Origin of the sequence: Jeongeupia wiesaeckerbachi (genome assembly GCF_050916355.1) — a bacterium.
Classification (GTDB): Bacteria; Pseudomonadota; Gammaproteobacteria; order Burkholderiales; family Chitinibacteraceae; genus Jeongeupia; species Jeongeupia wiesaeckerbachi.
Genome location: NZ_CP136946.1, coordinates 1,073,378 through 1,088,017 on the forward strand (window position 1 = coordinate 1,073,378; position 14,640 = coordinate 1,088,017).

Annotated in this window: 13 protein-coding genes; all 13 read right to left on the reverse strand. The window is 64.8% G+C overall.

The annotated features are described in order from the left end of the window. Positions 1-74: 74 nt before the first annotated feature. Complete coding sequence (gene msbA, locus R0382_RS05355) at positions 75-1,811, reverse strand: lipid A export permease/ATP-binding protein MsbA (RefSeq protein ID WP_432723002.1); 1,737 nt, start codon at positions 1,809-1,811, stop codon at positions 75-77. Positions 1,812-1,849: 38 nt separating this feature from the next. Continuing rightward, on the reverse strand, positions 1,850-2,572 hold the full coding sequence (locus R0382_RS05360; RefSeq protein WP_432723004.1) for a 16S rRNA (uracil(1498)-N(3))-methyltransferase: 723 nt from the start codon (positions 2,570-2,572) through the stop codon (positions 1,850-1,852). Between the two features lie 6 nt (positions 2,573-2,578). Next, on the reverse strand, positions 2,579-2,764 hold the full coding sequence (locus R0382_RS05365; RefSeq protein ID WP_432723006.1) for a hypothetical protein: 186 nt from the start codon (positions 2,762-2,764) through the stop codon (positions 2,579-2,581). Between the two features lie 21 nt (positions 2,765-2,785). Beyond that, a complete protein-coding gene (lpxC, locus tag R0382_RS05370) occupies positions 2,786-3,700 on the reverse strand; it encodes a UDP-3-O-acyl-N-acetylglucosamine deacetylase (protein ID WP_432723008.1) in 915 nt (304 codons plus the stop codon). 168 nt (positions 3,701-3,868) lie between these two features. Then, on the reverse strand, positions 3,869-5,041 hold the full coding sequence (gene ftsZ, locus R0382_RS05375) for a cell division protein FtsZ (RefSeq protein WP_432723010.1): 1,173 nt from the start codon (positions 5,039-5,041) through the stop codon (positions 3,869-3,871). Positions 5,042-5,088: 47 nt separating this feature from the next. Then, the gene (gene ftsA / locus R0382_RS05380; RefSeq protein ID WP_432723012.1) at positions 5,089-6,321 is read right to left on the reverse strand and encodes a cell division protein FtsA; all 1,233 of its coding nucleotides are present in this window, start codon (positions 6,319-6,321) and stop codon (positions 5,089-5,091) included. Positions 6,322-6,397: 76 nt separating this feature from the next. Further along, positions 6,398-7,174, reverse strand: a complete 777-nt coding sequence (locus tag R0382_RS05385; protein ID WP_432723014.1) for a cell division protein FtsQ/DivIB — start codon at positions 7,172-7,174, stop codon at positions 6,398-6,400. Between the two features lie 232 nt (positions 7,175-7,406). Next, on the reverse strand, positions 7,407-8,318 hold the full coding sequence (locus tag R0382_RS05390; RefSeq protein ID WP_432724127.1) for a D-alanine--D-alanine ligase: 912 nt from the start codon (positions 8,316-8,318) through the stop codon (positions 7,407-7,409). 10 nt (positions 8,319-8,328) lie between these two features. Next, positions 8,329-9,735 (reverse strand): UDP-N-acetylmuramate--L-alanine ligase, encoded by a 1,407-nt coding sequence (gene murC, locus R0382_RS05395; protein ID WP_432723015.1) that lies wholly within the window; start codon positions 9,733-9,735, stop codon positions 8,329-8,331. Continuing rightward, positions 9,732-10,805, reverse strand: a complete 1,074-nt coding sequence (murG, locus tag R0382_RS05400; protein WP_432723017.1) for an undecaprenyldiphospho-muramoylpentapeptide beta-N-acetylglucosaminyltransferase — start codon at positions 10,803-10,805, stop codon at positions 9,732-9,734. The genes murC and murG overlap by 4 nt, the downstream gene beginning before the upstream one ends. 142 nt (positions 10,806-10,947) lie before the next feature. Continuing rightward, positions 10,948-12,135, reverse strand: a complete 1,188-nt coding sequence (gene ftsW / locus R0382_RS05405; RefSeq protein ID WP_432723019.1) for a putative lipid II flippase FtsW — start codon at positions 12,133-12,135, stop codon at positions 10,948-10,950. A gap of 4 nt (positions 12,136-12,139) precedes the next feature. Continuing rightward, complete coding sequence (gene murD / locus R0382_RS05410) at positions 12,140-13,543, reverse strand: UDP-N-acetylmuramoyl-L-alanine--D-glutamate ligase (protein WP_432723021.1); 1,404 nt, start codon at positions 13,541-13,543, stop codon at positions 12,140-12,142. A 9-nt stretch (positions 13,544-13,552) separates the two neighbouring features. After that, positions 13,553-14,638, reverse strand: coding sequence for a phospho-N-acetylmuramoyl-pentapeptide-transferase (gene mraY / locus R0382_RS05415; RefSeq protein ID WP_432723022.1), 1,086 nt, complete (start codon positions 14,636-14,638; stop codon positions 13,553-13,555). Positions 14,639-14,640: the final 2 nt, after the last annotated feature.

Here is a 14,640-nt window from a genome sequence, read left to right on the forward strand (position 1 = left end):
TGCGGGTCCATGAGGATTTCGAGCACCGAACGAGGTCGGGATGCGAAGGCGCAGTCGCCAAATGAATGGGCGACTCAGACGTCGTGGAACTGCACCGCGTGCATCTGCGCGTACATGCCCTTGCTTTCGATCAGCTGCGGATGGCTGCCGACTTCGACGATGCCGCCGCCGCGCATCACGACGATGCGATCGGCGTTCTCGATCGTGCTCAAGCGGTGCGCAATCACCAGCGTCGTGCGGTTCTTCATCAGGTTCTCGAGCGCCGCCTGCACCTTGCGTTCGGACTCGGTATCGAGCGCACTGGTCGCTTCGTCGAGGATCAGGATAGGCGCGTCCTTGTAGATCGCCCGGGCGATCGCCAGCCGCTGGCGCTGACCGCCCGATAGCCGAACGCCGTTTTCGCCGAGCAGCGTGTCGAAACCCTCGCTCATGTTTTCGATGAACTCGGTCGCGAACGCCGCATCGGCCGCCGCGCGCACGCGCACCGCGTCGGGTTCGGCGTCGCCGTAGGCGATATTGGCGGTCACCGAGTCGTTGAACAGCACGACGTCCTGGCTGACCATGGCGAACTGGCGACGCAGGTCGGCAAGCTTGTAATCGCCGACCGGCACGCCGTCGAGTTCGATCTCGCCCTGGGTCGGCTCGTAGAAGCGCGGCAGCAGATTGGCCAGCGTCGTCTTGCCCGAACCCGAGCTGCCGACCAGCGCCACCGTCTCGCCCGGCGCGACCTTCAGGTCGATGCCCGCCAGCGCCAGCTTGTCCGGCTCACCGTAGTGGAACTGCAGACCGCGGATGTCGATCTCGCCGCGAGCGCGTTCGATCGACCGTGTCCCGGTATCCCGCTCGGCGGCTTCGTCGAGCACGCTGAACACCGACTCGGCCGCGGCCATGCCCTTGTGGAACTGCTCGTTGATCTTGGTGAGGTTCTTCACCGGCTGCTGGATCGCCATCATCGCGACCATGAAGGACACGAAGGCACCGGCGGTCAGCGCGCCGGTCTGCGCGCGCAGGCTGGCGAAGTAGATGATGATCGCCAAGGTAATGCCGATCAGCAGCATTACCAGCCCCGAGTTGGCGCCCGAGGTGGCGTTCTGCTTGACCATGATGCTGCGCATCCGGTTGTTGATGTTGAAGTAGCGCAGCCGCTCGTACGGAAAACCGCCGAAGATTTTCACGACGCGATGGCCCGACAGGCTTTCGTCGAGGATGCGCGTCATTTCGCCCATGGTTTCCTGCGACGAGCGCGACAGCTTGCGCTGCCGCTTGCCGACGATGCGGATGCTGGCGGCAACGCCCGGCAGCAGGATCAGGCACAGCAGGGTCAGCTGCCAGTCGTGATAGAGCATCACGGCAAGGAAGGCCATGATCGAGAAGCTGTCGCGCACCAGCACCGTCAGCACCTGAACACCGGCGTTCATCACATTGCCGATGTCGAAGGTGATGCGCGACAGCATCACGCCGGTCGAACTCTGGTCGTAATAGCGCGTCGGCAGCTTCAAATACTGCTCGTACATCTTCTGCCGCAGATCGTGCATCACCCGCGCCGACAGCCAGCCGCTGGCGTAATCGGAGCCGAAGTTGGTCACCAGTCGCAGGATGGCGAGGCCGAAAATCTGCGCGGGCAATACCCACGCCGCGGTATGCGACAACGAGTGCGCCTGCAGGTTCTGGTCGACCAGCGGTTTGAGCAGCACGGCGAGGCCGGCATCGACGCCGGCCGCGAGGATCATGCAGACGATGGAGCCGGCGATCACCGGCCAGTAGGGGCGAATCTCGCCGAGGAGGCGGGTATACAGCAAGCGGTTGTTCATGCTTTGCCTGAGTGGAGCAAAGTCCGATTATAGCCGGATCAGCCGTCGCCCCAACGCGACTGCGCCAGCGCCAGCAATGCCGGGCCGGCGGTTTCGGTGCGCAGGATGCGTGGGCCCAGCACCAGCGGTGTGAATCCGGCCGCGATCGCCAGCGCTTCCTCGGCGCTCGACAGCCCGCCTTCGGGGCCGACCAGCATCGCGACGCTGGCGACGGTATCGGCCAGTGTACGGAACGGCACCGCGCCGACCGGCGACATCAAGAGCCGCAGGTCCGTTGCCGACAAGGCGGCCAGCGCGTCGGCCAGCAGCGCGACCGGATCGATCTGCGGCACGCGGGTGCGGCCGCTCTGCTCGCACGCGGCCGCGGCGACGGCGCGCCAGTGCGCAAGGCGCTTCTCGGCGCGCTCGCCCGAGAGCCGTTGCTGGCAGTACTGGCTGTAGACCGGGACGATGCGGCTGACGCCGAGTTCGGTTGCCTTCTGCACGGTGTAATCCATCCGTTCGGTCGCCGACACCGCCTGCAGCAGCACGGTCTGCAGCGGCGATTCGCGCTCGACCGCATCGTGCGCGCCGATGTCGACATCGACATTGCGCTTGCCCATCGCGGTCACCGTCGCCGCGTACTCGCCGCCCTGGCCGTTGAACAAGGTGATGGTGTCGCCGGGCTGCATCCGCAGCACCTGGACATGGCGTGCAAGCGATTCGGGCAGCGACAGCGCTGTGCCGCTGGCGAGCGGCGCATCAAGAAAGAAACGGGGCATGGGGATTCAGAGCCAGAAAAAGCGTTCGGCGACGAGGCCGACGAAAAACAGCAGCAGCAGCGCCAGCGTAGCGGCGATCACGCGGCGGAGAAACACCAGCCAGTAACGATCCCCGGTGCGCAGATAGCGGAACACCGACCAGCCGGCGAGAACGACCGCCAGCACGAACAGGATGCGCAGCACGGCGAACATGGGCGTGCTCCGCTGGGTGGGTCAGATGCCGACGGGCGGCAAGGCGTGGAACGAACTCGGGACGTCCTCGTCACGCGTGAAGCTGACGAACTCGAAACTGTCCGGATCGTCGAGCAAGGCCCGCAGCAGCTTGTTGTTCATCGCGTGGCCCGACTTGTAGCCCGAGAACGCGGCGATCAGCGGATGGCCGAGGATGTACAGGTCGCCGATCGCGTCGAGCACCTTGTGGCGGACGAACTCGTCCTCGAAGCGCAGGCCACCGTCGTTGAGCACGCGGTATTCGTCGATGACGACGACCGAATCCATGCTGCCGCCGCGTGCGAGGCCATTGGTGCGCAGCATCTCGACCTCGTGGATGAAGCCGAAGGTCCGCGCCCGGGCGATCTCGGACACATAGTTGGTATTGGCGAAATCGAGCGTGATCGTCTGCGCCGATTTCTTGAACGCCGGATGCTGGAAGTCGATTTTCAGCGACACCTTGTAGCCTTCGTGCGGCTCGAGCTTCACCCACTTGTCGCCTTCGACGACCTCGATCGGCTTCTTGACGCGGACGAAACGCTTCGGCGCGGCCTGGTCGACGACGCCAGCGCTCTGCAGCAGGTAGATGAACGGCGCAGCCGAGCCATCCATGATCGGCATTTCGGGTGCGTCGACTTCGACGACGACATTGTCGACGCCAAAGCCGGCGAACGCCGACATCAGGTGCTCGATCGTGCCGACACGCACGCCATCGTTGATGAGCGTGGAGGAGAGTCGTGTGTCGTTCACGAGCGAGGGCCCGACCCTGAACGGCGCCGAATCGGGCAGATCGGCGCGGTGGAACACGATGCCGGAATCGATGGGCGCAGGCTTCAGCACGAGCGTGACACGCTCGCCCGAATGCAGGCCGACACCGACTGCACGGACCGTGGTTTTCAGGGTTCGTTGCTGAAACATGGATTACCTTGGCTTAAAGGACTCATGCCACGATTTTAGCAGCCCTGGGTCATGGGCTGGATTGATCGTCACAATGCATCCGATTGCCGTTCTTAATCTATCTGGGCAGTGCGCAAGCGTCCTCCGCCCTGCGGCTCACGCAGGGCGTTCAGATCGCGCGCATGACGTTCAGTCTGCCTGACGACGCAGGAAGGCCGGAATGTCCATGTCGACATTGCCAACCACCGAGCGCGCATCGTGGCCGCCGCTGCGACGGTTCGGGCGCATGCCCGGCGGCAGGTCGAATTCGCTCCAGTCGGTGCTGTCGACGGCACGGTTGTCGGTACCGGTCTTCAGCGGCTGGCTGGCAACGACCTGCATCACCGGCTTGCTGTTTTCGCGGACACCCAGACCGGTCGCGATCAAGGTCACGCGCAGCTGGTCACCGAGGCTTTCGTCGTAGACCACACCGTGCTTGACCACCGCGTCTTCGGCCGCGCCGGCTTCGACGATCTCGCGCACCTGGCGGATTTCGCTCTTCTTCAGCGTCGTCTTGCTGGCGCTGATGTTGACCAGCACGCCGCGTGCGCCCTTGAAGTTGATGTTGTCGAGCAGCGGGCTGCGGATCGCTTCCTCGGCCGCTTCAACCGCACGGTTCGGACCGGCAGCATGGGCGGTGCCCATCAGCGCCATGCCCATTTCCTGCATCACGGTCTTCACGTCGGCAAAGTCGACGTTGATCAGGCCCGGATAGTTGATGATCTCGACGATCGAACCGACCGCGTTGCGCAGCACGTCGTCGGCGGCGCGGAACGCTTCGTCGATGGTGACGTCGTCGCCGAGGACTTCCTCGAGCTTCTGGTTCGATACGACGATCAGCGAATCGACATAGCGGCCCAGCTCGTCGATACCGGCTTGCGCCACTTTCTGGCGGTTGCCTTCGTCCAGGCCCGGCTTGGTGACGACGCCGACGGTCAGGATGCCCTTCTCGCGCGCGACTTGCGCGATCACCGGCGCAGCGCCGGTACCGGTGCCGCCGCCCATGCCGGCGGTGATGAACAGCAGGTCGGCACCATCGATCAGCTCGGCCAGCTGCTCGCGGTCTTCTTCGGCCGCTTCACGGCCGATGTCCGGGTTGCAACCGGCGCCGAAACCACGCGTCAGCTCCTGCCCGAGCGCAACGATGTGCTCCGCCTTCGACAGCTTCAGCACCTGTGCATCGGTGTTGGCCGAGATGAACTGCACGCCAGCCAGCGCGTGCTCGATCATGTTGTTGATTGCGTTGCAACCGGCGCCACCGACGCCGATCACCTTGATATTGACGACGTGTGCAACGTCGTGGACTTCGATACTCAGTGCCATGATGACTCTCCTTCTGACCCGATTCTAAATTACTGACCCGAAACTGACTAAAAATTATTCTGAAACCACGATTTCATGCGGCCCAGAATGTCTCCAAACGACCCGTCCTTGGTCTTGCCGGCCGGATTCTTGTGGTATTGCTCCCTGGCCAACAACAGCAGCCCCACTGCCGTCGAATAGCGCGGATTCTTGACGACCTCCGCCAGACCGCCGACATATTTCGGCAGGCCGAGACGAACCGGCATGTGGAAGATTTCCTCGGCCAGTTCAACCATGCCCGGCATCAGCGATGCACCGCCAGTAATGACGATGCCGCTCGAGAGCCGGTCTTCGAAACCGTTGCGGCGCAATTCGGCCTGCACCAGCGCGTAGAGTTCTTCGATCCGCGGCTCTACCACTTCGGCCAGCGTGTGCCGGCTCATCTGGCGCGAACCGCGCTCGCCGACGCCGGGCACTTCGATCATCTGTTGCGGATCGGTCATGTGCCGCAGTGCGACGCCATGCTGGATCTTGATGTTTTCGGCCTCGGCCGTCGGCGTGCGCAGCGCCATGGCGATGTCGTTGGTGATCTGGTCGCCGGCGATCGGAATCACCGCGGTATGGCGGATCGCGCCACCCATGAACACCGCCAGATCGGTCGTGCCACCGCCGATATCGACGAGGCAGACGCCGAGTTCCTTCTCGTCGTCGGTCAGCACCGACGTCGCCGACGCCAGCGGCTGCAGCACCACTTCGGCGATTTCGAGGCCACAGCGGCGCACGCACTTGGTGATGTTCTGCACTGCAGACACCGCGCCCGAGACGATGTGCACGTTCACGTGCAGACGCACGCCGGACATGCCCAGCGGCTCTTTCACGCCTTCCTGGCCGTCGATCATGTATTCCTGCGCCAGGATGTGCAGCACCTGGTGATCGGTCGGAATATTGACCGCGCTGGCGGTCTCGATCACGCGCTGGACGTCGGCCTCGGTGACTTCCTTGTCCTTGATCGCGACCATGCCGTCCGAATTGATGCCCTTGATGTGGCTACCGGCGATGCCGGTGAACACTTCGCGGATCTTGCAGTCGGCCATCAGCTCGGCCTCGCCGAGCGCGCTCTGGATCGCGCCGACGGTCTTCTCGATGTCGACGACGACGCCGCGCTTGAGGCCGCGGCTGGTGGCCGAGCCAAGGCCGACGACGTTTAGCACGCCGTCATCCTGAATTTCGGCCGCCACGGCGACGATCTTGGACGTCCCGATATCGAGCCCGACGATGAGGTTGTTCGCGTCTCTACTCACAAGAAGCCTCTTTCTTACACAAACCAATTCATAACAGGCCGGCACCATTGCGCCGGCCACGGATTCGTACCCGCCGCTACGCCGAAGCGGCGCGGGGTTTGGGTTTCACGGCCGCCGGCTTGCTGGCCGCCTTGGCCGCCGGTCTGGCGGCGGGCTTGATCGCCTCTTCAGGCTTGTAGGCCGGTAGGCGCACGGCAAAGCCGTTCGGATAACGCAGGTCGACATACTCGAACGGATGTTTCTCGGCGATCAGCGCCAGCGAGTTCGGGTAGGCGACGGCAAAGCGGTGCACGCGCTCGATCGCGTCATCGCGACCGACTTCGACGACGACGCCGTTGTCGAGCTGGAAACGCCAGGCCCGACGCGGCGACAGCCACAGATGCGTCGGCGCCTTCTGCAGCGGCGCCATCGCGTCCTTGAGCATCCGGTAGCCTTCGACCATCAGTTTTTCGGTGCCTTCCGGGCCTTCGAGCACCGGCAGCGCCTCGTTGCTGGCGGCGTCGAAACGCTCGCCATAGGTATTGAGCAGGGCCACATTGCCCCAGCGCGCGTACGCGTGCTGCTCTTCGATGCTGACCTCGAGCCGGTCCGGCCAGCGCCGGCGCACATTGACTTCGCGCACCCACGGCAGCTTCTCGAACGCCGCCCGGGTCTTGTCAAGGTCGAGCGTGAAAAACGTGCCCTTCAGCTCGTTCTTGATCACGTATTGCAGCTGTTCCTTGGTGACATGCGACAGCTCGCCGTCGATCTTGACCTGACGTACCGGGAACAGCGGCGAGTGGATGGTCAGGAACACCAGCGAATAGAACAGCAGCAGCACCGCCATGGCGGTGAGCAGGTTCGCAAACCACATCAACAGTTGCGGCCTATCCCACATTCGAACCTCGGCATGGCTGCTGCGCGAACGCCATACGGCGTCGTGCGCTGCTCGTCATCCTCACGTACTCCTGTACGTTGCGGTGACTGCGCTGCTGGCTCCTTGTCTGGCGCTCGCTCGCGGCGCCCTGACGAGGTTCTCTTGTTGCTGGAATCACGTTTCCTCTCGCTCGTTGTTCACAGTTGGCAAACGGTCGGGGCGGCCAGATTCATTCGGCCTCCAGCGTCGTATCGAGGATCCGCAGCACCAGTTGCTCGTAGCCGATGCCGGCTTCGCGCGCGCACATCGGGAACAGGCTGTGGCTGGTCATGCCCGGCGCGGTATTCGGCTCGAGCAGGTAGATCTTGCCGCTTTCGTCGGCCAGGAAATCGATCCGCGCCCAGCCGGTCGCCCCGAGCACGCGGTAGGCGGCTTCGGCAAGCACGCGGGCCTGCGCTTCGGCATCGCCTTCCAGGCCCGGGCAGGTATAGACGGTATCGTCACGGAAATACTTGGCTTCGTAGTCGTAGAACTCGGTTGCCGGTTCGATCTTCACCGTTGCCAGCGCGCGGCCGTCGAGCACCGCGCAGCTGAATTCGCCGCCGCTGACGGCCTGTTCGACCATCACCAGCGGGTCGTACTTGGCGGCCTCTGCGTACGCGGCACGGATCTCGTCACCGCTGCGGCATTTCGTGACGCCGACGCTGGATCCGCCGTTCGACGGTTTGACGAAGACCGGCGAACCGAGCTTCGGGATCACCGCGTCGAAATCGCTTTGCGCGTCGAGCAGCAGGTAGGCCGGCACCGGCAGGCCGACGGCCTGCCACATCAGCTTGGTGCGCCACTTGTCCATGCCGATCGCCGACGCCATCACGCCGCAACCGGTGTACGGGATGCCGAGGTATTCGAGCGCGCCCTGGATCGTGCCGTCTTCGCCGTCGCCGCCGTGCAGGATCAGGAAGGCGCGATCGAAGCCTTCTTCGTGCAGGGCCTCGAGCGGTTTTTCGGCCGGGTCGAACGCATGCGCGTCGACGCCCTGGCTGCGCAGCGCCTCGAGCACACCACGGCCGCTCATCAAGGAGACTTCGCGCTCGCTCGATTCACCGCCCATCACCACGGCGACCTTGCCGTATTGCTTCATGTCAGCCATTTCAGTTTTGCACCAGTTTGCCGGGGACGGCGCCGATCGAGCCCGCCCCCATCGTGATCACCACATCGCCCTGCTTTGCGGCCGCGACGATGGCGGCCTGCATGTCGGCGATGTCTTCAACAAAAATCGGTTCGACCTTGCCGGCAACGCGCACCGCGCGCGCCAGCGAACGGCCGTCGGCCGCGACCACCGGCGCTTCACCGGCCGCGTAAACCTCGGCGAGCAACAGGCCATCGACGGTGCCCAGCACCTTGACGAAGTCCTCGAAGCAATCGCGCGTGCGGCTGTAGCGGTGCGGCTGAAAGGCCAGCAACAAGCGGCGGCCCGGGAAGGCGCCACGCGCAGCGGCGATCGTCGCCGCCATTTCGACCGGGTGGTGGCCGTAGTCGTCGACCAGCGTGAACGTGCCGGCGTCCAAGCCATCCGGCCGTTCCTGGCAGGCAATCTCGCCGTAGCGCTGGAAGCGCCGGCCGACGCCCTGGAACGTCGCCAGCGCGCGCTGGATCGCCTCCTCCGACGCATCGACCTCAAGGCCGATCGCGATCGCCGCCAGCGCGTTCAGCACGTTGTGCTGACCCGGCATGTTCAGCGTGATCGGAATCCGCCGGGTTTCGCCGTTTTCCCACACCGCGTCGAAACGCATCTGGCCGTCGACGGCGACGATGTTCTCGGCGCGCAGCATCGCGTCCGGCCCGGTACCGTAGGTCGTCACCGGGCTAGTGACGCGCGGCAGGATCTCGCGCACATGGGCGTCGTCGATGCACAGCACCGCGCGGCCGTAGAACGGCAGGTGATGCAGGAAGTCGACGAAGGCCTTCTTCACGTTGTCGAAATCGTGGCCATACGTGTCCATATGGTCCTGGTCGATATTGGTCACGACCGAGATCATCGGGCTCAGGTAGAGGAAGGACGCGTCGCTTTCGTCGGCCTCGGCAACCAGATAGTCGCCGTGGCCGAGCCGGGCGTTCGAGCCGGCCGCGTGCAGCTTGCCGCCGATGACGAAGGTCGGATCCATGCCGGCGGCTTCGAGAATGCTTGCGGTCAGGCTGGTCGTCGTCGTCTTGCCGTGGGTGCCGGCAATGGCGATGCCGCGCTGCAGCCGCATCAGCTCGGCGAGCATCAGCGCGCGCGGAATCACCGGGATCTTGCGTGCGCGCGCTTCGACCACCTCGGGGTTGTCGTCCTTGACCGCGCTGGAAATCACCACCACGTCGGCGTCGGCAACGAAGGCCGCGTCGTGGCCCTTGTGCACGGCCGCGCCGGCCGCCTGCAGCCGCTGTGTCGCGGCATTGCTGCCGAGGTCGCTGCCGCTGACGGCAAAGCCCTGGTTGGCGAGCACCTCGGCGATGCCGCTCATGCCGACACCGCCGATGCCGACGAAGTGAATCCGTTTGACCTTGTGTTTCATCTTGCCAGTTCCTCGATCACCGCCACGACCCGTTCGGTCGCGTCGGGTTTGGCGAGCTGCCGGGCCTTGTGAGCCATCTCAAGGCAGCGCGCACGGTTTGTTTCTGTCAGCAGCGCCGCGAAACGCTCGGCGCCGAACTCGGTTTGCGGCAGCAGCACACCGGCCCCGGCGTCGGACAGATAACGCGCATTGCCGGTCTGGTGATCGTCGACCGCGTGCGGGAAGGGCACCAGCACGCTGGCGGCACCGACGCAGGCCAGCTCGGACACCGTCAGCGCGCCGGCACGGCACAGCACCAGATCGGCATCGGCGTAAGCACTGGCCATGTCTTTGACAAAGGCGACGCAGTCGGCGGCAACACCGGCAGCGGCGTAGTTGGCCTTCAGTGCATCGATGTGCTTTTCGCCTGCCTGATGGATCACCACCGGGCGTTCGGCTTCGGGCAACAGCGCCAGCGCCTTCGGCACCTGTTCGTTGAACACCTGCGCGCCGAGGCTGCCGCCGACGACCAGCAGCTTGAGCGGCCCGGTCCGACCTTCGAAACGGCTTGTTGGTTCAACGACCGCCGAAATCGCGTCGCGCACCGGATTGCCGACGCAGTCGAAACGCGGCGGTGCGCTGCGGAACGCCGACGGGAAGGCGAACAGCACCCGGTTGGCGAGCCTGGCCAGCGTCTTGTTGGTCAGCCCGGCGACCGAGTTCTGTTCGTGCACGACCAGCGGCAGCCACAAGAGCCGCATCGCCAGTCCGCCCGGAAAACCGGTGAAGCCGCCGAAGCCGATCGCCACGTCGGGACGATGGCGGAAAATGGTCCGCAGCGCGCCATACAGTGCCTTCAGCTGCACCCAGGGCTGGCTCAGCTTTTTCAGCAGGCCCTTGCCGCGCACGCCGGTGATGTTCAGCGTTTCGAGCGGAATATCGTGCTGCGGCACGATGCGCGTTTCCATCGCGCCGGCCGCGCCGAGCCAGACCACGTCCCAGCCGCGTTCGCGCATCGCGTTGGCGACCGCCAGCGCCGGGAAGATGTGGCCGCCGGTACCGCCGGCCATGACGAGCAGGGTGCGCTTCATGATGAAGCACCTCCAATGCGTCGCGAGGCCGCGAAGCGCAAGGCGCCCAGCGCGCAGCAAGCGGAATGAACGTGCGTGTTCATGAGCATTGCGAGCACTGCGCAACGCAGCGATTCGTGGCCGCAGCAGCATTGCAGGTGTTTCATACCTTGCGCCCCCGCATCAGCAGCCTGTTCTCGTAGTCGATGCGCATCACGACGCCGAGCGCCAGCAGGTTGGCGACGATGCCCGAGCCGCCGAATGACAGCAGCGGCAACGTCAGGCCCTTGGTCGGCAGCAGACCCATGTTCACGCCGATATTGATCACCGACTGCACGCCGATCCAGATGCCGATGCCCTGGGCGACGAGGGCCTGATACGCACGGTCGAGCTTGGCCGCCTGCACGCCGATCATGAAGCAGCGGAACACCAGGAAGGCGAACAGGCCGACAACGACGGCTACACCGAGGAAACCGAACTCCTCGGCGATGATCGCCATCAGGAAGTCGGTATGCGCCTCGGGCAAGTAGGACAGCTTCTCGACGCTGGCGCCGAGGCCCACGCCGTGCCATTCGCCTCGACCGAAGGCAATCAGCGAGTGGCTCAGCTGGTAGCCCTTGCCGTACGGATCCTGCCACGGGTCGAGGAAGCCGAGCACGCGCGCGCGCCGGTACGGCGAGCTGGCGATCAGGCCGACGAAGCCGATGCCGAGCAGCACGATCAGCCCGGCGAACAAACGCCAGTTGAAGCCGCCGAGGAACAGCAAGCCCATGGTGATCGCGGTAATCACCGCAAACGCGCCGAAGTCGGGCTCGAGCAGTAAGAGGCCGCCGACGACGAGCATCACGAACAGCATCGGCAACAGGCCCTTGGTGATGCTGGCCCAGAAGTCGCCGCCCATGAATGCGGCCTTGCGCACCGTGTAGTCGGCGGCATAGAACGCCGCGGCAAGCTTCATCAGCTCGGACGGCTGCAGGTTGATCACCACCAGCCCGAGCCAGCGCCGGGAGCCGTTGACCTCGCGGCCGACGCCGGGGATCAGTACCAGGATCAGCAGCAGGACGCCGAGGATGAACAACAAGGGCGCGTACTGCTGCAAGGTCTTGGTCGAGATGCTGAAGGCGAAGAACGCCGCCACCACGCCGACGACCAGGAAGATCGAATGCCGGATCAGGAAGTAGGTACTGCGAAAACCGGTGTCCTTGTCGACCTCGGCCATCGCGATCGACGACGAGTAAACCATCACCAGGCCGATGGTCAGCAGCAAGAGCACGCACCACAGCAGCGCCTGGTCATAGGCGGCCATGCTGGGGCGGATGCGCTTGAGGGCCCGGTAGAAGATCGCTTTCATCGCGTCAGCCTTCCAGGCCCCGCACCGCAGCGATGAACACTTCGGCACGGTGGTGGTAGTTGCGGAACATGTCGAGGCTGGCGCAAGCCGGGCTCAACAGCACGATATCGCCGGCCTCGGCGAGGTTGGCGGCCATCTGCACGGCCATTTCCAGCGTCGGCACCTGCAGCACGGGCAGGAAGGCCTCGTCTTCGTCGTTGGCGTCGAGCAGTTGCGACGTTGCCTCGTTGAGCACCTCGGCGATCTGCGGGCCATCGCGGCCGATCAGTACCACGGCGCGGCAAATACGCTCGCACGCCGTCTTGAGCGGCCTGAAATCCTGGCCCTTGCCGTCGCCACCGGCGATCAGCACCACCGGCCGGGTCATGCCCTTCAGCGCCGCTTCGGTCGCGCCGACATTGGTGCCCTTCGAGTCGTCGTAATAGGCGACGCCGGCCTTCTCGGCGACGAATTCGACCCGGTGCGGCAAGCCCTTGAACGCCTTGAGCGCGGCGATCGTCAGCGCGCTGGGCAGGCCGATCGCGCGCGTCAGCGCCAGCGCCGCCAGCGCATTGGCGGCATTGTGCAGACCGGCCAGTTGCAGCTCGCCGGCTTTCATCAATGTGCGTTCGCCCAGCTTGAGCGCCACGTCGTTCTCGTCGGCGACCAGACCGTACTCGCTCGGATTACGCGGCGCGTCGGCGCCGAACCAGACGATGTTGCGGCCCGGCTGCGTCATGCCGCGGCACCAGCCGTCTTCGCGGTTCAGCACCATCACGCCGAGGCCGTTGAAGATGCGCGCCTTGGTCTGCGCGTAATCGCGCATGCCGTCGTAACGGTCGAGGTGATCCTCGGTGACGTTGAGCACCACGGCGGCGTCGGGCGTCAGCGAGCTGGTTGTCTCCAGCTGGAAGCTCGACAGCTCGAGCACCCAGATATCCGGATTGCCGCTGCGGCTTTCCCAGTCGGCCAGCGCGTCGAGCACCGGCAGGCCGATATTGCCGGCGATGACGGTCTTCAGGCCGGCCTGCTCGCACGCCTTGCCGACCATGCTGGTGACCGTGGTCTTGCCGTTGCTGCCGGTGATTGCCAGCACGCGGGCGCCGCTGCCGCGAATCGCGCGCGCGAGCAGCTCGACGTCACCGGCGATATCGACACCGCGCTCGATCGCGCGGGCGATCTCCGGCGTCGCCAGCGGCACGCCGGGGCTGACGACGAGCAGCTCGGCGTCGGCGAAGGTGGCATCGGTAAACGCGCCAAAGCGGGTTGCGACGTCGGGCAGCTCGGCGGCGAGCGTCTCGACCCCCGGCGGCACGTCACGGTTGTCGGCGACGGTGATGCGCGCGTTGTGGCGTGACAGCCAGCGTGCGCTCGACAGCCCGGTGATGCCCAGACCGACGACGATGACGTGTTTTCCGTTGAAATCCATGTCGGCTCCTCAGCGCAACTTCAGCGTGGCCAGGCCGACGAGGACCAGCAGCATGGTGATAATCCAGAAGCGGACGACGACCTGCGTCTCCTTCCAGCCCTTGAGTTCGTAGTGATGATGGAGCGGCGCCATTCGGAACACGCGTTTGCCGGTCATCTTGAAACTGGCGACCTGGATCATGACCGACAGTGCCTCGACGACGAAAACGCCACCCATGATCAAGAGGACGATTTCCTGCCGGACGACCACCGCGACGGTGCCGAGGCCGGCACCGAGCGCCAGCGCGCCGACGTCGCCCATGAAGACTTCGGCCGGATAGGCGTTGAACCACAGGAAACCGAGCCCCGCGCCGGCCATTGCCGCGCAGAACACCACCAGTTCGCCAGCGCCCGGCACGTGCGGAATGCCCAGATAGGTCGCGAACTTCACGTTGCCGGCGACGTAGGCAAAGATGCAGAACGCGCCGGAGACCAGCACCGTCGGCATGATCGCCAGCCCGTCGAGGCCGTCGGTCAGGTTGACTGCGTTCGACGTACCGACAATGACGAAATAGGTCAGCACGCAGAAGCCGATCGCCCCGAACGGGTAAAGGATTTCCTTGTAGAACGGGATGATGAAGCCGGTATGCGCCGGCAACTGGCCGGCGTTGACGAGGAACAAGCCGGCGCCGATCGCGATCGCCGACTGCCAGAACATTTTCGCCTTGGCGCTCAAGCCCTTCGGATTCTTCAGCGCGACCTTCTTGTAGTCGTCGACGAAGCCGATGATGCCGGTCGCCATCGTGACGATCAGCACCAGCCAGATGTACTTGTTGCCCAGATCGCCCCACAAGAGCGTCGTCAGGCCGATCGACAGCAGGATCAGCGTGCCGCCCATCGTCGGCGTCCCCGCCTTGACCAGATGCGTTTGCGGGCCGTCGCTGCGCACCGCCTGGCCGACCTTCATTTCGGTCAGCTTCTTGATCACCCAGGGGCCGAGCACCCACGAGATCGTCAGCGCGGTCATCGTCGCCAGCACCGCGCGCAGCGTGATGTAGTTGAATACGTTGAATGCCCGGATCGATTCACCCAGCCATTGCGTCAGCCAAAGCAGCATGA